At 71.4% G+C, this 18,772-nt stretch carries 19 protein-coding genes and 1 pseudogene; 10 read left to right on the top strand and 10 right to left on the bottom strand.

Features of this window, described 5'->3' with window-relative positions; translation table 11 throughout:
- Window positions 1–280: 280 nt before the first annotated feature.
- On the top strand, window positions 281–1,648 hold the full coding sequence (locus tag ACQPZW_RS21440; protein WP_433796697.1) for an endo-1,4-beta-xylanase: 1,368 nt from the start codon (window positions 281–283) through the stop codon (window positions 1,646–1,648).
- A 61-nt stretch (window positions 1,649–1,709) separates the two neighbouring features.
- On the opposite strand, the pseudogene ACQPZW_RS21435 reads toward ACQPZW_RS21440, so the two are convergent.
- A pseudogene (locus tag ACQPZW_RS21435) lies at window positions 1,710–1,847 on the bottom strand (MBL fold metallo-hydrolase); the annotation flags it as partial.
- Between the two features lie 42 nt (window positions 1,848–1,889).
- Window positions 1,890–2,099, bottom strand: coding sequence for a hypothetical protein (locus ACQPZW_RS21430; RefSeq protein WP_433796696.1), 210 nt, complete (start codon window positions 2,097–2,099; stop codon window positions 1,890–1,892).
- A 248-nt stretch (window positions 2,100–2,347) separates the two neighbouring features.
- Between ACQPZW_RS21430 and ACQPZW_RS21425 the strand changes: the two genes are divergently transcribed.
- Together ACQPZW_RS21425 and ACQPZW_RS21420 are read left to right on the top strand one after the other, a co-directional pair.
- Window positions 2,348–3,739: a hypothetical protein gene (locus ACQPZW_RS21425; RefSeq protein WP_433796695.1), complete on the top strand. Its 1,392-nt coding sequence runs from the start codon at window positions 2,348–2,350 to the stop codon at window positions 3,737–3,739.
- A gap of 25 nt (window positions 3,740–3,764) precedes the next feature.
- Window positions 3,765–4,790, top strand: a complete 1,026-nt coding sequence (locus tag ACQPZW_RS21420) for a carboxylate-amine ligase (RefSeq protein ID WP_433796694.1) — start codon at window positions 3,765–3,767, stop codon at window positions 4,788–4,790.
- 142 nt (window positions 4,791–4,932) lie between these two features.
- Here the strand turns inward: ACQPZW_RS21420 and ACQPZW_RS21415 are convergent, their stop codons facing one another.
- Together ACQPZW_RS21415 and ACQPZW_RS21410 are read right to left on the bottom strand one after the other, a co-directional pair.
- A complete protein-coding gene (locus ACQPZW_RS21415) occupies window positions 4,933–5,274 on the bottom strand; it encodes an STAS domain-containing protein (RefSeq protein ID WP_433796693.1) in 342 nt (113 codons plus the stop codon).
- A 400-nt stretch (window positions 5,275–5,674) separates the two neighbouring features.
- Window positions 5,675–6,253 (bottom strand): TetR/AcrR family transcriptional regulator, encoded by a 579-nt coding sequence (locus ACQPZW_RS21410; RefSeq protein WP_433796692.1) that lies wholly within the window; start codon window positions 6,251–6,253, stop codon window positions 5,675–5,677.
- Between the two features lie 90 nt (window positions 6,254–6,343).
- Here ACQPZW_RS21410 and ACQPZW_RS21405 point away from each other — a divergent pair, with 90 nt between their 5' ends.
- Window positions 6,344–6,790, top strand: coding sequence for an anthrone oxygenase family protein (locus ACQPZW_RS21405; RefSeq protein WP_433796691.1), 447 nt, complete (start codon window positions 6,344–6,346; stop codon window positions 6,788–6,790).
- A gap of 126 nt (window positions 6,791–6,916) precedes the next feature.
- The gene (locus ACQPZW_RS21400; protein ID WP_433796690.1) at window positions 6,917–7,648 is read left to right on the top strand and encodes a VOC family protein; all 732 of its coding nucleotides are present in this window, start codon (window positions 6,917–6,919) and stop codon (window positions 7,646–7,648) included.
- A gap of 205 nt (window positions 7,649–7,853) precedes the next feature.
- On the opposite strand, the gene ACQPZW_RS21395 is transcribed toward ACQPZW_RS21400, so the two are convergent.
- Window positions 7,854–8,228, bottom strand: a complete 375-nt coding sequence (locus tag ACQPZW_RS21395; protein WP_433796689.1) for a VOC family protein — start codon at window positions 8,226–8,228, stop codon at window positions 7,854–7,856.
- An 88-nt stretch (window positions 8,229–8,316) separates the two neighbouring features.
- Here ACQPZW_RS21395 and ACQPZW_RS21390 point away from each other — a divergent pair, with 88 nt between their 5' ends.
- Together ACQPZW_RS21390 and ACQPZW_RS21385 are read left to right on the top strand one after the other, a co-directional pair.
- Entirely contained in the window at window positions 8,317–9,261 is a 945-nt protein-coding gene (locus tag ACQPZW_RS21390) for a helix-turn-helix transcriptional regulator (RefSeq protein ID WP_433796688.1), read from the top strand.
- 79 nt (window positions 9,262–9,340) lie between these two features.
- Window positions 9,341–11,584 carry a putative bifunctional diguanylate cyclase/phosphodiesterase gene (locus ACQPZW_RS21385; RefSeq protein WP_433796687.1) on the top strand — a complete coding sequence of 748 codons (2,244 nt, stop codon included), beginning with the start codon at window positions 9,341–9,343 and terminating at the stop codon, window positions 11,582–11,584.
- Between the two features lie 48 nt (window positions 11,585–11,632).
- On the opposite strand, the gene ACQPZW_RS21380 is transcribed toward ACQPZW_RS21385, so the two are convergent.
- The 4 genes from ACQPZW_RS21380 to ACQPZW_RS21365 all read right to left on the bottom strand — a co-directional run bounded on the left by ACQPZW_RS21380 (window position 11,633) and on the right by ACQPZW_RS21365 (window position 15,590).
- Window positions 11,633–11,947 (bottom strand): DUF4387 domain-containing protein, encoded by a 315-nt coding sequence (locus tag ACQPZW_RS21380; protein ID WP_433796686.1) that lies wholly within the window; start codon window positions 11,945–11,947, stop codon window positions 11,633–11,635.
- A complete protein-coding gene (locus ACQPZW_RS21375; RefSeq protein ID WP_433796685.1) occupies window positions 11,944–13,299 on the bottom strand; it encodes an acyclic terpene utilization AtuA family protein in 1,356 nt (451 codons plus the stop codon). Before ACQPZW_RS21375 ends, ACQPZW_RS21380 begins: the two co-directional genes overlap by 4 nt.
- A gap of 85 nt (window positions 13,300–13,384) precedes the next feature.
- Window positions 13,385–14,332, bottom strand: a complete 948-nt coding sequence (locus tag ACQPZW_RS21370) for a phosphoglycerate dehydrogenase (RefSeq protein ID WP_433796684.1) — start codon at window positions 14,330–14,332, stop codon at window positions 13,385–13,387.
- A 19-nt stretch (window positions 14,333–14,351) separates the two neighbouring features.
- The gene (locus tag ACQPZW_RS21365; RefSeq protein ID WP_433796683.1) at window positions 14,352–15,590 is read right to left on the bottom strand and encodes an MFS transporter; all 1,239 of its coding nucleotides are present in this window, start codon (window positions 15,588–15,590) and stop codon (window positions 14,352–14,354) included.
- A gap of 96 nt (window positions 15,591–15,686) precedes the next feature.
- On the opposite strand from ACQPZW_RS21365, the gene ACQPZW_RS21360 reads away from it, so the two are divergent.
- The 3 genes from ACQPZW_RS21360 (at window position 15,687) to ACQPZW_RS21350 (ending at window position 18,073) form a co-directional block, all read left to right on the top strand.
- A complete protein-coding gene (locus ACQPZW_RS21360) occupies window positions 15,687–16,376 on the top strand; it encodes a GntR family transcriptional regulator (protein WP_433796682.1) in 690 nt (229 codons plus the stop codon).
- Window positions 16,373–17,455: a tartrate dehydrogenase gene (locus ACQPZW_RS21355; RefSeq protein WP_433796681.1), complete on the top strand. Its 1,083-nt coding sequence runs from the start codon at window positions 16,373–16,375 to the stop codon at window positions 17,453–17,455. The genes ACQPZW_RS21360 and ACQPZW_RS21355 overlap by 4 nt, the downstream gene beginning before the upstream one ends.
- 96 nt (window positions 17,456–17,551) lie before the next feature.
- A complete protein-coding gene (locus ACQPZW_RS21350) occupies window positions 17,552–18,073 on the top strand; it encodes an RICIN domain-containing protein (RefSeq protein WP_433796680.1) in 522 nt (173 codons plus the stop codon).
- 74 nt (window positions 18,074–18,147) lie between these two features.
- Here the strand turns inward: ACQPZW_RS21350 and ACQPZW_RS21345 are convergent, their stop codons facing one another.
- On the bottom strand, window positions 18,148–18,735 hold the full coding sequence (locus ACQPZW_RS21345; protein WP_433796679.1) for a TetR/AcrR family transcriptional regulator: 588 nt from the start codon (window positions 18,733–18,735) through the stop codon (window positions 18,148–18,150).
- Between the last annotated feature and the right edge of the window lie 37 nt (window positions 18,736–18,772).

Raw genomic sequence — 18,772 nt, 5'->3', positions numbered from 1 at the left:
TTATCGCTCACACGCTTGCGTCGGGGCGGACGCGAAGAGGGGATGAGAGCGCTAACACTCTGCCTTGGCAGGTTGCCAGGATGTTTCGAGACATTCAAGGGTGACTTTTCCTCGACCCTCCTTCGGGTTCACATCGCGCCAGAAGTCGTTTCAGCGAAAGTGTTATGAGGCTGAACCGCTGATTGTCGGGCTCGCATTTTCACGAAATGCGCTGGCAACATGGGAAATCCCCGATGGGAACGCTCCCATCCTGTTCGGTCCCCGCCGGAAAGGTTCCCCCATGTCCCTGTTACAGAGAAGCCGAACCCTGCTGCTGGCCTCCGCCGTGGCGGGGGTCGTCGTCGCCTCCGGCCTGGCCGCGGTCGGCACCGCCGAGGCCGCCACCACACTCGGCGCCTCCGCCGCCCAGACCGGCCGCTACTACGGCGCGGCGATCGCGGCCGGCCGGCTCGGCGACGGCACCTACACCGGCATCCTGAACCGCGAGTTCAACTCGGTCACCGCCGAGAACGAGATGAAGTGGGACGCCACCGAGCCGTCCCAGGGCCGGTTCACCTACACCAACGGCGACCGCATCCTCAACCAGGGCATCGCCATGGGCGCCAAGGTCCGCGGCCATGCCCTGCTGTGGCACCAGCAGGAGCCGGGCTGGGCCCAGTCGATGTCCGGCAGCGCGCTGCGCAGCGCCATGATCAACCACGTCACCCAGGTCGCCACCCACTACCGGGGCAAGATCTACGCCTGGGACGTGGTCAACGAGGCCTTCGCCGACGGTGGCAGCGGCGCCCGGCGTGACTCCAACCTGCAGCGCACCGGCAACGACTGGATCGAAGCCGCCTTCCGCGCCGCCCGGGCCGCCGACCCGGCCGCCAAGCTCTGCTACAACGACTACAACACCGACGGCGTCAACGCGAAGTCCACCGGCATCTACAACATGGTCCGCGACTTCAAGGCCCGCGGTGTGCCGATCGACTGCGTGGGCTTCCAGTCCCACCTGGGCACCGGCATCGCCGGCGACTACCAGGCCAACCTGCAGCGCTTCGCCGACCTGGGCGTGGACGTGCAGATCACCGAGCTGGACGTCGCCCAGGGCGGCAACCAGGCCAACATCTACGCCACCGTGACCCGGGCCTGCCTGGCGGTGTCGCGGTGCACCGGCATCACGGTCTGGGGCATCCGCGACAGCGACTCGTGGCGTACCGGCGAGAACCCGCTGCTGTTCGACAACTCGGGCAACAAGAAGGCCGCGTACACCTCGGTGCTCAACGCGCTCAACGCCGGTGGCACCACGCCGCCGTCGCCCAGCGTCAGCGTCAGCGTCAGCCCCAGGCCCAGCACCAGCACCTCGCCGCAGCCCGGCGGCGGGTGCACCGCGACGGTGTCACTGAACTCCTGGAACGGCGGCTATGTGGCCACCGTCCGGGTCACCGCCGGGTCGGCGCTCAACGGCTGGACCGTGGGAGTGACGCTGCCGTCCGGAGGCGCGGTGACCAGCGCGTGGAGCGCGAGCAACACCGGATCCACGGGCACGGTCGCCTTCCGTAACGTCTCCTACAACGGGCAGGTCCCCGCCGGTGGCTCCACCGAGTTCGGGTTCCAGGGCACCGGCGCCGGGCCCACCGTCACACCCACCTGCGCGGCAGGCTGAGACACGCGGCCTCCAGGCAGAGCTCGATCGACGACGGCGCCGGCCACCATGGCCGGCGCCGTCACCGGTCGAGCCCCGCCCGATCCGCCAGGCCGGCGGCGGTGAACGCCTTCGCCAGGTCGTCGCGGCCCTCGGTGAAATGCGCCCAACTGTCGAAGTGCACCAGGACGACCTGCTGCGCGCCGAGGACCCGGGCGGCGATCTCCTCCACCAGCTCGAGAGAGATCGATGGCGTGATCGCTCAGTCGGGGCGATAGGCGGCGCTGTCACCGGACACCGCGTCCGCGTCGTAGCCGCCGCGGTCGGCGAACCCGGCGTCCTCGGTGACCTCCGGTTCGGCGGCCCCACCGGTCACCGACTCCCCCGGCCGGCGCAGCGACGCCTGGTGAGCCGGTGTGCCGTCGGGTTCGTCGGTCGGGTGCCGGTCGGCACGTCGTTCTTCATCGCTCATCAGCCGCGACTTCCCCGGCCCCGGACCGGTAAACCCGCCGTGGCCACCCCGTGGAGACCTGGCGACCGTCCTCAAAGGTCGTCCGTTTACCGCCGGGAAGGCCGGGGAAGCCGTGACGTCCCCCTTCCGCGAAAGGACCGACATGACCACCCACGGCAACACCGGTGGCACCGTCGCGACAGTGCCCATCCCTGTGCGTACCGCCGCTCTGGTGCGCCGCCCCGCGACGCGGCCCTGATCACCCGGCGATGAGAACGAACCAGAACCCGGTCCGGACGCCGGCGCCACAGGCCGGGCGGGTGATGTGCGCCGACAGCGTCGGCCGTGCCCTGCTCGCCATGGCCGTACCGCCCGAGCAGCGCCGCGGCCGCGCCCTGTCGAGGGTTCCGGTGCTGGGCCGGCGTGGTGAGCTCCCGGAGCAGCTACGCCGGCCGGCCCTGGCCGCGGACGCGGTCGCGGAGGCCCTCCCGGCGGCCCAGATCGAGCAGTTGGACGCCGAGGCGGTCGCCGAGTGGATCGTCGGCCATCACCAGTCGCCGGCCTATCCCGCAGTGGTCCTGGGGTCGCCGCACGGTGCGGCCGTGCACCTGGCCGTGGCGTGCGGCGCGGCCTGGCTGCCGACCCAGTTCACCGTGACCGTGCCGTGGCCGGACGGATCCGCCGGGAACTGGCCGCAAGCCATGGCGTGGGGCACCCGGCTGGCCGAACGCGTGATGGCCCACAATCCCGGGGTCACCGTGCGACAGGTGCACGATCCCGTGCTGCGCGGCCCACTGTGCGGCACGACGGTGTCACTGCAGGTGCGCTGGCGTACGCTGCCCGACGCGTACCGCCGCCTCCTGCGTTCCCGGCTCACGGCCGACGGCACCGTCGTACTGGTGCGTGACCTGCGGACCTGGCCGGTGCTGAGCGGACCGGCGGGATACACCTTCCAGATCGGCTCGCCGACCGCGGGCTGGGCCCCGGCCGACTACGGCGACGACGACGCCGTCCGGCGTCTGCTGCGCCGGGCCGGTGCCGACGACTGGGTATCGCCGCCGACCGGCATGACCCGGCAGTACGCGGAGACCAGCGGCGAGGCCTCCCTCGAACCGGAACTTCGCAGGATCGCCGCGGAGACCGGCCACACCGGGCACCGCATGTTCTACACCGATCCACAGGCGTTCAGCGGCGCCGTCGCCGACCTGTACCGGTCGTGGCTGCATCCGCGACACCGCGAGTGGCACGCCGTGGTGAGCACCGGGCGCTTGACCGATCCGTGGCTGGGCCTCGACACCGGCATCGTGCCGTACTGGTGCGAGTCCTCGTCACGGGCCGCCACCGAGGCCGCGGAGCTGTGGCTGGCCGGAGTCGCCCCGTTCGACCGGATCAGCGTGCTGCCGGAACCGCCCGGCTCATCGCACGAGAAGCTCGCCTCCATGGTGCACTGGCGGTCGATCGCCGCGTTCGCCGGACGCGGCGGCATGGTGGACGAACTGATCGCGAGCCGGTACCCGATGCTGCCGACGCCCGCCGGGCACGCGACCCGCTTCTTCCGCTACGCCTCGATGGAGTACCACCGGCCGGAGCCGTTACCCGTCGGCGACGCCGTACGGCACATCGCCCGCAACGCCACCCTGTCGGGCCTGATCGTGGTTTGAGTCGCCGCATCCCCTGGAGGACTCCATGAACACGATAACCGTGCCGGCGCCCCTGCCCTCGTCGGCCCGCCTCACCGAACCACCGGTCGTGGTCGAGGAGGAACTGCTCCTGATCGATGAGCACGGTAACGGCGCCGTATCGGCCACCTGGCCACCGCCGTCAGGCCCGGGGCCGGGCCCACGCCTGATGACGCTGGTGTCGTCGCCGGCCACCGATCTCACCGCCCTGCGCGAAGAGCTCCTGGGCCGCCGACGGGTGGCCGCGTCGGTGGCGGCGCGTGGCGGCGCACGCCTGCTGGCCGTCGGCGCCTCACCGGCGCACGGCCCGGTCGGCGGCGGGCTGGTGATCCGGGTCCAGGTGCCGGACGGCCGGATCGCGGTCCGGGTGTGCCGTGCCCTGCAGGCGTGGCTTCCCGTGGCAGGCGCGCTGACCTCCAACTCACCGTTCGAGTCCGGGACGGACACCGGTCACGCGTCCTGGCGGTTCGTGCGGGTGCACCAGCGGGCGCTGGGCGCATACGTGGCGACACCGCGATCGCTGCCGGCCGCCACTGACGTCTCCGCGATGTGCGAGGCGGCGGAGGCACGGCTGCCCGAGTCGCTGCGCTACCCGCACGCGCGGCCGGGAGCCGGGGCGGTCGTGCAGATCCGGGCCGGCGACGTCGGGCTGAGCGTCGACGACACCATCGTGGCCACCGGGCTGCTGCGAGCCGCCGTCGCCCTCGCGGTGCACGACGCCCGTACCGGAAAGCCCGAGACGCCGGTGGATCCGGAGACGGTACGCCGAGCGCAGTGGCAGGCGGCCCGGCAGGGACTCACCGGCTGGCTGACCGACCCGCGCACCGGGCGGGCGACGCCCGGATGGCAGATGCTGGACCGATTCGCCGAGACGGTGACGCCGGTCGACACCGCCCACCTGGCCGTACAGAACGGCCTGGCACGACTGCGGGCCGAGGGCACCGGCGCCGAACGACAACGGCGGATCGCCCAGCGCACCACCGGCGCGCGAACACTGCTGACCGTTCTCGCCCAGCTCACCGTCCAGGGCTGACCACGATGACGACGGGCCGCCGGAATCCCGGCCATCGCCCACCGCCGTATCGCCCGCCGCCCATCGCCGCGTCGCCCACTGCCGCGTCGCCGCATCGCTCGCCGCCCGCCGCCCCGGGTTGGGCGGCAGGTGACGCGGTGGTTCAGGGAGCTGTAACGGCTGACTCGGAGGCGACCATCAGCATCCGGTGGACGCCGCTGATCCGCAGCACCTGGTAGACCACGCCGGTGGCGTTGAGAACCCGGAATCCCCGGTCACGCGCGATCGCGGCCTCGTAGCCCCGCAGCAGGGCGCGCACCCCGGCGGCGGCCAGGAAGGTGACCCGGCGCAGGTCGACGACGATCTCCGACACTTCCGGTTGCTCGACGGCGTCGACGATCAGGCAGGCCAGCACGTCGTCGACGTCCTCATCGAGCTCGCCGGCGATCAACAGCCGGAACACACCCGCGCCGTCATCGCGCTTGGTCGCCGTGAAGGCCGTCACGGGGGTGCCTCCTGAAGCCGTCCGTTGCCGCAGTGCACGGCCAGGGTATCCACGACGTGCCTGATGAAACGTCGCCGGTCGATCGACTTGTCGCTTCGCTCCCGGCGGCCGGTCGGCTCGTCGCTTCCGGTGGCGGCGGTCGATCGGCTCGTCGCTTCGGGTGCCGCCGACTGATCGGCTTGTCACCTCCGGTGCCGCCAGCCAATCGGCTCGGCGCCGCGGTGCAGCCGGTGCCCGTGCCGGGTGCCGGTGCCGTGCTGGCGCTGGTGCCGATACCAGTGCTGGCGGCCGTGCTGGCGTTGGTGCTCGTTCTGGTTCCGGTGCGGGTGCCGTGCTGGCGTTGGTTCTGGTTCTGGTTCCGGTGCGGGCGCGAGTGCGGGTGCGAGTGCGGGCGCGGGGATCAGAGCACGGCGAGGCGGTCGACCAGCAGCTGGGTCCGGCGTTCGGTCTCTTCGCGGGGCAGGCGGCCCGCCCGGGTCAGGGTGGCCAGGCCGTGCAGGGAGGCCCAGAACAGCTCGGTGAACAGCCCCGGGTCGACGCCGTCACCGGCGACCTCGCCGAGGCTCTCCAGCAGAGCGGCGAAGGCGTCCTTCAACGGCTCGGGAGTGTCCTCGGCGGCGAATGCCAGGCCGCCGTCGAGCTGGAACATCGCGTCGTAGACGGCCGGGCTGCGGGTGGCGAAGTCGAGATAGGAGCGCGCCAGGGCGACGACCCGGGCGCGTGGACCGTCGGCGGCCGCGGCCGCGGCGCGTAACTGCACGGCCATCTCGGCGGCGCCCTGGACGGCGACGGCTCCGATGATCTCCCGCTTGCCGCGGAAGTGGCTGTACAGCACGGGCTGGCTGTACTCGATGCGTTCGGCGAGCCGGCGGGTGGTGACCGCGTCCCAGCCATGTTGCTCGGCGAGCTCACGGGCCGTGGCCAGGATCAGGCGCTCCCGATCCGCGCGTTCGCGTTCCTTGCGTTCCCGTACCGACATGCCCTGATCCTAGCACCGCTAGCAAATCGAGCGGGTGCAATGCTAGCGTTGCTAGGTCAGTTGTCAGCGCTAGATCTCAGGAGGGTCAGCATGCTCGACACACTTCAGGTGATCACCATCGTGGTCGTCGGCGTGATGGTGGGAGTGGAGTTCGCCGTCGCCTTCGTCATCAACCGGATCCTCGACGCGCTCCCCGGCGACAGCGGCCAGCTCGGCCGCGCCCACGGCGGGCGGATGCTCGGCGCCGTGATGCCGGTCTGGTATGTCGGCTCGCTCGTCCTCGTCACGATCTGGGCCGTCGCCGGATGGCAGCAACCGGGCACCGGCCTCGTCGTCACCGCGGGCGGGCTGCTGATCGTCAGCGTGATCATGTCGGTCCTGCTGCTCGTCCCGATCAACAACCAGGCCAAGACGTGGACCCCCGAGAACCGGCCCGCCGACTGGAAGCGGCAGGCCAACCGCTGGGATCGCTACCACTACGTCCGCGTGGCCGTCATCATCGCCGCGTTCGCCCTGCTGGCCGCCGCCCTCGTCTGACGGCCCCACATCGGCTTCCGCCGGCGGGGGTCAGGACAGGCCGGGCATGAGGCGCTCCGGCGTCAACCCGCACATCGACGCTCACCACGGTCTTCCGACGGACGGGTGATCGATAGCATCGGGGGCATGGCGACACGGCTGGTGCAGATCACCATGAAGGCGCACGACGAGGTGGCGCTGGGCCGGTTCTGGGCTCGGGCGCTCGGCTGGGAGATGTCCAGTGAGGGGCCCGGCGTGACCAACCTGGAGCCTGGGGGCTTCGTCTATCCCGATCCGATCGCGGTCTGTGTCGACCTGGTCGTCTCCGCCGAGCCCAAGACGGTGAAGAACCGGGTGCACGTCGACCTGGCGTCCACCTCGGCCGCCCATCGGGACGAGACCGTGGCGCGGCTGACCGAGCTGGGTGCGACCCTCGCCGACGTGGGGCAGGGGGACGTGCCGTGGACGGTGATGGCCGACCCGGAGGGCAACGAGTTCTGTGTGCTGGACTCGCTCTACGAGCAGACCGGGCCGATCGGGTCGGTGGTGGTCGACTGCGCGGATCCGCGGGCGATGGCGGGGTTCTGGGGTGAGGCGATGGACTGGACGGTGCACAGCGTGAGCGATGACGTCGCGGTGCTGCGGTCGGGCGAGGGCGTCGGGCCATACCTGCAGTTCGCCCGTACCCCTGGGGTGAAGTCGGTGTGGAATCGGGTCCACCTCGATGTCCGGCCGTATCCGGGCGACGACCTGGCCGCCGAGGCGGAGCGGTTGCGGGTGCTCGGTGCCACTGCCGTCGATCTGGGTGAGCAGAGCGTTCCGTGGCGGGTCCTCGCCGACCCGGAGGGCAACGAGTTCTGTCTGCTGACTCCGAGCTGAGTCTCCACGCCACGCACACGGATCGACCACATTCGTCGTCTACTTTCAGCGGTGTGAACAACGGGGATGGGCCACGACAGCGGCTCCGGTTGCTGCCGTGGCCGGTCGCGGTGCTGTGCGCCGGGATGCTGATCGATGCGGCGATCTCAGGTGAACCGGCGGATGTGCTCCGGCACGTTGAACGGGATGTGGCAGCACCGGCTCATCATCGGCCCGGCGGGGTGAACAGGTTGACGAGGGTGCCGTCGGGGTCGCGGAACAGCAGGGACCGGTTGCCCCACGGCATCGTGGTCGGCGGCTGGACGAGGTCGTCGATGACGTCGGCGAGCCGGGCGAACTCGGCGTCCACGTCGTCGACGCGGAACTCGACGATGGCGGTCCGGTTGCTCGCCGGCTCGGCCGACCCGGCGCCGAACAGGGCGACCGTGGCCGTGCCGCCGATCGCGAGGGTGGCGCCGGGCAGCGCGATCTCGGCGAAGTCGGGGGTGTGGCGGCGGGCGTCACAGCCGGTGACGGCCTCGTAGAAGCCGGTCAGGCGGGCGACGTCGGCGGTGATCACTCGGACCGAGGCGAAGTGCACGGCGTTCTCCTTCGTGAGGGGGTTACGCCGCGAACGGTAGAGGCGATACCGGACAGGATCCGCCCGGTATCGGAGGACAATGACAGCCATGACCCATCCGACGGCGCGGGTGCTGGCCCTGCTGGAGATCCTGCAGGGCGGCGGCACCCACCGGCTCGGCGACCTGGCCGCGCGCCTCGGCGTCGACGAGCGCACGGTCCGCCGCTATGCCGGTCACCTGATCGATCTGGAGGTGCCGGTCGAGTCGGTCCGCGGTCGGTTCGGTGGGTACCGTCTGGCGCCCGGTTTCCGCATGCCGCCGCTGATGTTCACCGACGACGAGGCCCTGGCGGTCCTGCTGGGTCTCGGTTCCGTGCCGGGCGAGGCCTCGGCGGCGGCCGCCGCGAAGGTGCGGCGGGTGCTGCCCAAGACGCTCGCGGCCCGGCTGGCCGCCCTGTTCGCCTCGACCGACTTCACCGCGGCGGTACGCCCGGAGCAGTCCCCCGAGACCGCGGTGATGCTGGCGCTCGCCGAGGCGACCCGGCAGCAGCGGCCGGCCGTGATCGGCTACACCGACCGGGCCGACCGGGACAGTGACCGCACCCTGCACCCGTACGGGATCGTCGCCCACGCCGGCCGGTGGTATGTCACCGGCCTCGACTCCGCCTCCGGTGACGTGCGGACGTTCCGGCTGGACCGGATCCGGCGGGTCCGGGTCGTCGACGGCGCCTTCACGGTCCCCGAGGGGTTCCGGGCCGCCGACACGGTGCTGACCGGTCTGGCCGGGACACCGTGGCGCTACGCGGTGGCGGTCGCCGTCCAGGGGCCGGCAGAGCAGGTCCGCGACGCCCTGCCGCGGGAGCTGGCCACCGTCGAGCGCGGCGATGAGGACGGGTGGGTGCTCGTCCGGTTGCGAGCCGAGCGTCTCGACTGGCTGCCCGGGGTGCTCGCCGGGCTCGGCCGGCCGTTCGTCATCCGGGAGCCGGCCGAGCTGCGTGAGGTGGTCCGGGCCTGGGCCGGCCGGGTCGCCGGGTGGGCGGCCGCCGAACGATGACGACCAGCCTGCCGGGCACTGCCGGGCCAGCAGTCGATTTCAGCCGGCGCCGCGCTCCCGGTGTGCTGTGCTTACCCCTGTGACGACACGGGACCGGCTGACCAGCGGCGACGTGCTGCGCTGGTACCTCGTTGCCGGCGTGTCGCTGATGGCCGCCGTCCTGCTCGTTCCGGCTCTCCGCCTGTGGTGGTACATCCTGGTCGCCCTCATGGTGCTGACCGCTCTGGCGACCGGGATCCGCCGGCACCGGCCCGTCTGGGCACGGCCGTGGTGGCTGCTGGTGGCCGCCGTGGGCATGTCCGTGGTGGCGAGCTTCGGCTGGGCGGTCACGGTCACGGCGACCGGTCCGCCGCGGTACCCGTCGATCGGCGACCTGTTCTATTGCGCCTCGATGGGGTTGCTGACGGCCAGCGTCTTCTGGTGGGTACAACCCGGCCGGTATCGCGGTGGGCTGCTCGACGCCGCGATCGCGCTGACCGGTGGCGGCGCCGTCGTCTGGGTGGCCGTGGCGGAGCCCCTGCTGTTCGGCGGCGCGTTCGAGGGAGCGCACCTGCTCGGCTATCTGCTCTACGTCACCAACGATCTGCTGATCCTCGCGTTGACCGTCCGGGTCGTCGTCGTCACGCGTGTGCGCACCGTGGCTTACCGGCTGATGGTCGGCGCGGCGACGCTGTGGGTGGTCACCGACACCGTCTTCTACGCAGCGCTGTTCCGCGGGCAGGCGCAGGCGGGCGCCTGGATCCAGGTCGGCTGGCTGTCGGCGTACCTCATGATCGGCGCCGCGGCGTTGCACCCGTCGATGTCGCGCAGCACCGGGTCCATGCCCCGCAACGCGAGCCTGCTGACCCGGACGCGGCTGGTCGCGTACGTCGTGCTGATCGTGCTCATCGCCGGGCTCGACGCGGTGCGGGTCGTGGCCGCGGCGCCGCCCGGGCACGGGGGCCGGATGATCGTGGTGCTGTGCCTGGGCTGCATCACCTCGGTGCTGTTGATCGGCCGGCTGGCGCAGGTGGGAGCGGCGCTCGACGAGCGGGCGCACGTCGACCCGCTGACCGGCCTGGGCAATCGCATCGTCCTGCAGAACGAGCTGAACCGGCACCGACCGCATGACCGGGTCCTGCTGGTGCTGGACCTGAACGGCTTCCGGGACATCAACGCCGCGTTCGGCCACAAGGCGGGTGACGCGGTGCTGGTGGAGAGCGGTCATCGGCTACGGGCGGCGGCGCCGAGTGACGCCGTGGTGGTCCGGCTCGACGCCGACGCGTTCGCCGTGCTCACCCATGGTGACGAGGGGGTGCTGCACCGCCTGGCCGGGCGTCTGCTCGAGGCGGTCGCCGAGCCGTATCCGGTGCCCGGCCTGACCAGCCGCCGGATTCAGGCCGCCGTCGGCGCGGTGATCATCTCGGTCGGTGACGAGGCGACGACCGCGCTGCGTGACGCGGAGCTGGCGCTGGAGGAGGCGCGGACCCAGGGTGACGGCCTGGCGGTCTTCGATCCGGCCGCGTACGCGCAGTGGCGTGCCAACCGTGATCTGGTCGCCCAACTGCAGCAGGCCATCGGCACGGACGAGCTGAGCATGCATTACCAGCCGATCGTCGAGCTGGAGGACGGCCGAATCGTCGCGGCGGAAGCGCTGCTGAGGTGGTTGCGGCCCGACGGCACATCGGTCTCCCCCGCCCGATTCATCCCGCTGGCCGAGCAGAGCGGGGACATCCTGGTGATCGGTGAGTGGGTCCTCGGGCGGGTGTGCGCGGATCTGGTGGGGCTGTGGGGCACGTACCGGCTGCCGGTGACGGTCAACGTGTCGGCGCATCAGCTGCGGGACACCGGGTTCGCTGCCCGGTTGCTCGACCGTCTCGGCGACGCCGGCCTGCCCGGGGAGGCCCTGATCGTCGAGATCACCGAGACGGTCCTGGTCACCACCGTGACCGACGCGGCCACCACGACCGGGCAGCTGGAGCAGTTGCGGGAGCACGGGGTCCGGATCGCCATCGACGACTTCGGCACCGGCTATTCCTCGCTGGCCTATCTGCGGGAGCTGCCGGTGGACATCCTGAAGATGGACGGCTCGTTCACGTCCCAGCAGATCGAGGACGGCGGTCCCCGGGAGATCGCCTTCGTGCGGACGATCGTGGAGCTGGGGCGCAGCCTGGATCTGTGCACTCTCGCCGAGGCGGTGGAGACCGAGGCGCAGGCGCGGCGGCTGCAGGAGCTCGGCTGTCACCTGGCCCAGGGCTACCACTTCGCCCGTCCGGCGCCGGTCGGCCGGCTGCACGAGCTGCTCGCCGCGCAGCGGTCGACGTCGGCCGGGGCGGTCGCGTGAGTGGTCGCCCGCTCAGGTGACCGCCCCGTCTCGGCGGGTCCCGGCCGGTCAGGCGGGCAGGGGCAGCAGCGCGAGCGGCACGTGGTGCTGACCGGCGTGGATGTCCCGGTCGAGCAGGCTGCCCTGCACGACCGGCCGGGGGAAGGAGATCTTGACGACGTTGAGCTGCGGGATCCGGAACATCCGGATCGTCCGCGGGTCGTCGACGGCGTAGAGGCGGGCGATCACCGACTCGTCGAGGAAGCCCGGGTCGGCGACGATCGCATATCCCTCGGCGTCGCGGGCGAACACCTCCAGGGTGACCCAGAACGGTCCGGCGTTCTTCGATCGGACCTCGTGGGCCAGGTCGGCGACGACCCTCATCGGCTCTCCTCCAGGTGGACGCGGAACAGGCTGGTCGGCGAGTCGACCTCGACGACGTGGTTGAGCACGAACTCGTACGCCGGCCCGCGCTCGGTCTCGGCCGGTGACGTGGCGAACGCGAGGCTCGGCAGGTGGTCCATGTCGGGGGTGGGCAGGTGCAGCATCAGCGGGTTGGCGACCTTGGCGACGGCGGTGGCGGTCTCCTGCGTGGCGGCCTGCACGAGCAGCATCACGCCGACCTCGCGGGGTGGCGCCGGGGACGGGTCGAGTCTTTCCAGGATCGCGTCGTAGCCGTACAGCCGGATGTCGAACGAGTAGTCGGCGGGGCCGAGGTGCAGCGTGTTGGACACCCATTCGGTGATCATCTTGCGCAGCAGTGCGGTCCAGGTGTCGATCCGGCTCAGGATGTGCGGGTCGCGGATCGCGGTGAACGACATGGTCTGGTAGCCGGTCAGGCGGGCGCCCTCCAGCTTGATGGTGTGCCGGTCGGCAAGCTCGAAGCGGGAGCCGGTGACGCGTACCCGCCGGTCGTCGAGAGCCGTGTAGACGGCATCGCCGACCTCGATGGTGCCGGCCGGCTCGCGCATGGTGAACGGGTCGACGGTCTCGTAGAGCATGTGCGCGGCCACCGACGTCGGTGTGCACGCGGCCGCCGGGTCGAGGGGCTCGATGGTGAACCCGTCGTCGTCGATCGTGGCCAGCACTCCCCCGGCCCGTGGATTGGTCGTGCACTGCCCCCCGCACTCGACGATCTTCGCGGCATGCCAGGCGGGGCCGGGCGGCGCGCCTCTCATCAGGGGGTACGCGGCGGCCAGAGCGGTGTCGGTGGCCCGCCCGGCGAGCACCACGTCGGCGCCGGACTCCAGGGCGGCGACGATCGGCTCGTGGCCCATCATCCCCACGATGTTCTCGCAGCCTTCCAGCACGGCCGGGTCGAGCGGCCCGGCCGGCGGCAGTGCGAGGATCGGCAACGCGGCCAGGTCGGACGCCTTCTGCGAGCTGTAGATGGTGGCCACCCGCAGCGACAGGCCCTCCTCGGCGAGGATCTCCCGGGTGATCGCGGCGACCCAGTCCACGCCGGTGTCGGTTCCGCTGGTCCCGCACGATCCGACGATCAGCGGGATGCCGGCCGTGGCGGCGGCCCGCAGGAGCAGCCGCATGTCACGGGCGACGGCCGCCCGGGCCGTCTTGGCGACTCCCGCGCCGAGATAGTAGGGACCGGAGTCGGTGGAGCCACCGTCCACCGCGATCACGTCCGCCCCGAGCTGCAGGCCGCGGGTGACGGTCTCCGGAGGGAATCCCCCGCCCAGCATTCCGGTGGGGACCAGCACGCGTACAGCATTGTTGCTCATCGGTTTCCTAACTCGCGGCGATGGTGCGGGCGGGCGGCCCGCCGGGGCTCCGCTCCGGCGACGGTCACGTTCTCGGTGGTGGAGGTCATGCGTGGCCGTGCAGAAGGTGGGCGTTGACCGAGGAGGCGGGCTTCCCGGCGAGGGCCGCGACCAGCTCACGGGCGCCGTCGAGGCCGGAGGCGCGGCGGGCCTCGGCGGTCTGGCCGCCCATGTGCGACCAGACGGTGATGCCGTCGACACCGCGTAGCACGCTGTCGGCCGGCAGCGGCTCGACGTCGGTCACGTCCAGGGCGGCTCCGGCGATCCGGCCGCTGCGGACCGCCTCGGCCAGGGCCGGTTCGTCGACGAGTCCGCCGCGGGCGGTGTTGATCAGGTGGGCGGACGGCTTCATGCGGGCGAGCGTGGCGGCGTCGATCACATGGCGGGTACGGTCGGTGAGCGCGGTGTGGATCGACACGAAGTCGGACTCGTGCAGCAACTCGTCCAGGGTGGTCCGGCGGGCGCCGGGGATGTCGCCGGTGCACAGGACGGTCATCCCGAAGGCGCCGGCCAGGGGCGCCACCCGCCGCGCGACGGGGCCCCGGCCGATCAGTCCCACGGTCTTTCCGCTCAGCTCGTACCCCTGCCGTCTCGGCCATGCTCCGGCCGCGACCCCGGTGGCCACCTGGACCAGTCGCCGGGCCTGGGTCAGCAGCAGCCCGATGGTGTATTCGGCGACGGCGTTGGCGTTGATGCCGGGTAGGTTGCTGACGCTGATGCCGAGGCGGGTCGCGGCCGTGACGTCGACCGAGTCGTAGCCGACGCCGGTGCGCACGACGGCCCGCAGCGTGGGCACGGCGGCCAGGACCTGCCCGGTCATCGGCTCGTTGGCGATCAGCGCCCCGTCGGCGCCGGTCAGGGCGGCGATCAGGTCTTCCGGGCGGCGTGGCCCGCGCATCGGGTCGTGGCGGGTCACGAAGCCCCGCTCGATGAGGTAGGAGTCCACCTCGTCGCCGGGGTGGAGGTAATCGGTGGTGATCAGAACGGTCGGCATGTCTCGCTTCCTCAAGAGGTCAGGCGGCGGCCGGGGTGGACTCGTGGGCTTTCTGCAGTCGGGCCAGGCGGGTCGCGACCAGCACGGCGAGGGCGGCGAGCACGGCGGTGTCGAGCAGCATCCAGCGCCAGCCGAGCAGGTCGACGGCGGCGCCGATCAGGGCCGGTCCGGCGAATCCGCCGAGATACCAGGTGACGGCGTAGAGGCCGGTGTAGGCGCCGAGCATCCGGCTGGACGGGGCGAGGTTCCAGAGGGCGACGGCCGCGTTGATCGAGAAGCAGGCGGCGCCGGCCGCGCCGACGCAGAGCGCCACGACGGTGCCGGTGGCCGACGGGACGGCGGCGCCGGCGACGAGGGCGGCGGCGAAGACGGCCATGCCCGCGGCGATCACCCGCAGCCGCCCGAAACGCTCGGCGGCGAGCGCGGCCGGATAGGCGGCGAGCAGGAAGGCGATACCGCTGGGCAGGGTGAGCCCGCCGGCCTCCCCGCGGGTCAGGGCGAGGGCTTCCATGCCGTACGGGGTCATCAGCGACCGGGACGCGAACCATGCTCCGCCGAACAGGAAGACGGTGAGCAGCAGGAGCACGCGGCGCCGGTCACGGCTGGTGACGAGCTCGGTGACGACGCGCCGCAGCGGTGACCGCTCCCGCCCCGGCTCGTCCTCGGCCACGGCGGTCAGGTAGCCCGGGGACCGGTTGTCGCGCACCTTGGCGACCAGCACGAGGGTGACCGCCAGCAGGATCGTGGCCGGGATGGCGAACGCCGCCCGCGGATGGTCGTCGACGACGAAGAGACTGATCAGGGAGGCGACGATGATGGTCAGCGAGGTGGCGATCTTGACGATGGCGTTGGTCCGGCCGCGCCACTCGGGAGCGATGAAGTCCGGGGTGAGGGCTTCGGCGAGCGGTCGCATCGTGTTCATGACCAGCGCGTAGCCGACCATCACCAGGATCAGCGCGGGCAGCGACGGGGTCCAGGGCAGCAGCAGGAAGAGCAGGGCGGCGATCGGCATGCCCACCACGAGGTACGGGATGCGCCGCCCCCAGCGGGTCCGGGTGTGGTCGGACCGGTTGCCGATCCACGGCTGGACGACGATGCCGAGCAGGTTGTCCATGCCCATCAGGACGCCGATGAGCGCCGCGCTGGCGATGTGGTCGCGCAGCAGGGCGGGCACCTGGCTGTCGTAGAAGTTCCAGGTCGCCTCCTGCGCGAACAGGGTGAGAGCGACGAAGAAAGTGATCTTGCGGGTTTCGGCCATGTCGCCTCCGTGTGTCCGCCGTCACGCTAATTTGCTACAGCAAAATCGTCAACAGTGGCAAAATCAGTTAGCCATGGCATGCGTTAGAGTGCCGGCATGACAGTCACCGAGACGCTCGCCGACCAGGCCTATCGCCACGTCCGCACGGCCATCGCCTCCGGCGAGCTGCCGCCCGGACAGAAGGTGACCGAGCGCGGCGTCGCCGAGCGTCTCGCGATCAGCCCGACACCCGTGCGGGAGGCGCTGCGCCGGCTAGAGCTCGACGGGCTGATCGAGCGGATCGGCCCGCGCACGGTGCTCGTCGCCGCCATCCGCGACGCCGCCATCGACGACCTGGCCGAGGTCGAGGTCGGCCTGCGCGGCCTGGTCGCCCGGTTCGCCGCCCGGCACGCCACCACCGCCCAACTCGACGCCCTAGACCGGATTCTCGACCGGGCCGACGACCTGCTGATCCTGCTCAAGGAGCACCGCCGCCACGACCGCCCGACCGACCGACATCTCACCGCCCTGCTCGACACCATGCAGGAGTTCAACGACACGGTCGACGCGTGCGCGCACAACCCGGTGCTGATCCGGATGCTGGAGCAGAGCCGGGTCTTCTCCCGCCCCCGCCGCCGTGAGCTGCTGCTGCAGAGGGTGCACGAGGACGAGACGTTCGGGCTGGAGCGCTACACCAGCCACCGGGCCCTGGTCCGGGCCCTGCGCGCGGGCGACTCGGCCGCCGCCGAGCAGATCGCGCTGACCGACGCCCAGGGTGGGCTCGCCGCACTCCGGGAGGGAAGGTGAGTGCGTACCGGATCGCCGTCATCCCCGGCGACGGCATCGGCCAGGAGGTCGTCCCGGCCGGCGTCGAGGCCCTCGAGGCGACCGCCGCGCGGTTCGGGCTGCGCCTGGAGCTCACCGACTTCGGGTTCGCCGGCGCCGCCTACTGGCAGCGGCACGGGAAGATGCTGCCGGACGACTGGGAGGCGACGCTGCGCGGGTTCGACGCGATCTTCTTCGGCGCGGTCGGCTGGCCCGCGGTGGTGCCCGACCACGTCTCGCTCTGGGGCAGCCTCCTGCAGTTCCGGCGCACCTTCGACCAGTATGTCAATCTGCGCCCCTGCCGGCTGATGCCCGGCGTGCGCAGCCCACTGGCCGGGCGCGTGGCCGGCGACATCGACTTCATGGTCGTGCGGGAGAACACCGAGGGTGAGTACTCCAGCGTCGGCGGCCGGATCTTCGAGGGCACCGAGCGGGAGACCGTGCTCCAGGAGACCGTGATGACCCGCATCGGCGTCGACCGGGTGCTGCGCTACGCCTACGAGCTGGCCGACCGGCGGCCGCGACGGCACCTGACCTCGGCCACCAAGAGCAACGGGATCGCCATCTCGATGCCGTACTGGGACGAGCGGGTCGCCGCGATGGGCGAGAGCTTCCCCGGCGTACGGGTCGACCGGTTCCACATCGACGCGCTGGCCGCGCAGTTCGTGCTGCACCCCGACCGGTTCGACGTGGTCGTGGCCAGCAACCTGTTCGGCGACATCCTGTCGGACCTGGGCCCGGCCTGCACCGGCACACTCGGCATCGCCCCCAGCGCCAACATCAACCCCGACCGCTCGTCGCCCAGCCTGTTCGAGCCGGTGCACGGCTCGGCGCCGGACATCGCCGGCAAGGGCATCGCCAACCCGGTCGGCCAGATCTGGTGCGCCTCGATGATGCTGGAGCACCTGGGCCACCCCGACGCGGCCGCACACCTGCTCGGCGCCATCGAGGACGTCCTCGCCCTCGGCCCGGGCGGGGCGCCGCTCACCCCGGACCTGCACGGCACCGGCACCACGGTGGAGCTGGGCCACGCCATCGCCGAGCGCGTCCGCGAGCGATGACCCCTGTGGACGGCGTCGGGTAGCGTGCCGATCACCCAGGCCATCGGGCTTGGTCGATCTGATCGGGAGCGCGAGTTGAAGCTTCTTCATGGTGTCGTGACCACCGTCGTCGCGGCGATCGCGGTGGCCGTCCCGAGCGCCGCCCAGGCAGACCCCGGCGACGGCTGGTTCTCCTACCAGAACACCAACAGCCTGCTGTTCCTCGCGGTGAACGGCGGTAGCGACGCCAACGGCGCGAAGATCATCCAGTACCACGAGGAGGTGCAGGAGCCCACCGACCAGCCGATCCCGGACCAGGACTGGCGCATCGTGCCGCGCGAGGGCCAGTGGGTCACGCTGTTCAACGCGGGCACGTCGCCCTGGAAGGTGCTGGGAGTCAGCGGCGGCAGCAAGGCGAACGGCGCCAAGATCATCCAGTGGGAGTACGAAGAGGACAACCGGGATCAGCAATGGGACGTGGTGTCGGCCGGCGGCACCCGCGTCTACCTGCTCAATCGCAACAGCAACAAGTGCCTCGCCATCCCGGCCGGCTCGCATCGGGTGGGTGAGCAGGCCATCCAGTGGACGTGCAACGGCGGCACGGAGCAGATCTGGGACCAGTTCGACGACGACTACTGACCGTCACACCGCTGGCGGCTCGCCGGTACGCGCCGGGGTGCGCATCCTCGAGCGGTCCGATCCGCAGTGACCGGTCAGATGCCGAGCAGCTGACGTGTCACCGCGGTGGCGGTGTCCACCGGAGCCAGGCTCCGGTGGACCTTCGCCATCACGCTGGCGCCCAGCCACAGCTGGTACAGCGCCTCGGCGGTCGACCGGGCGTCGCCGGTGAACGGCGCTGAGCCGTCCCCGACGGCACCGGTGATCGCGTGCTCGAGCCGATCGACGATCTGTGTGGTCCCGGCCCTCAGAGCCAGGCGCATGGGCTCGGACATGTCCGCGACCTCGGCGCTGAGCTTGACCGCCAGGCATTTGCCCTCGCAGTCGCCGAAGCTCTGCGAGGCCCGCCACGACGCGAAGTAGGCCAGGATCCTCGCGCCCCAGTCCTGGTCGGCGGCGTTGAGGATCTCGTCCATCTCGGCCAGATACTGCTCGAAGTAGCGAGCGATGACGGCCTCGCCGAAGGCGTCCTTCGAGTTGAAGTAGTGGTAGAAGGAGCCCTTCGGCACGCCGACGCTGGAGAGCACCTCGTTGATGCCGACCGCGGCGTAGCCCTTGTGCGCGAAGGACCGCTCGGCGGCGAGCAGCAGGTCCGTACGCGTGTCACGGCTCCTGGTCGTCATGGCTCCCACTCTACGCCGCAAATAGACCGGTCGGCTT

It is taken from the genome of Actinoplanes sp. CA-252034 (assembly GCF_050956125.1).
Lineage (GTDB): Bacteria > Actinomycetota > Actinomycetes > Mycobacteriales > Micromonosporaceae > Actinoplanes.
Note: the sequence above shows the minus strand (reverse complement) of the source record. Positions and strands in the feature narration are given on the sequence as shown.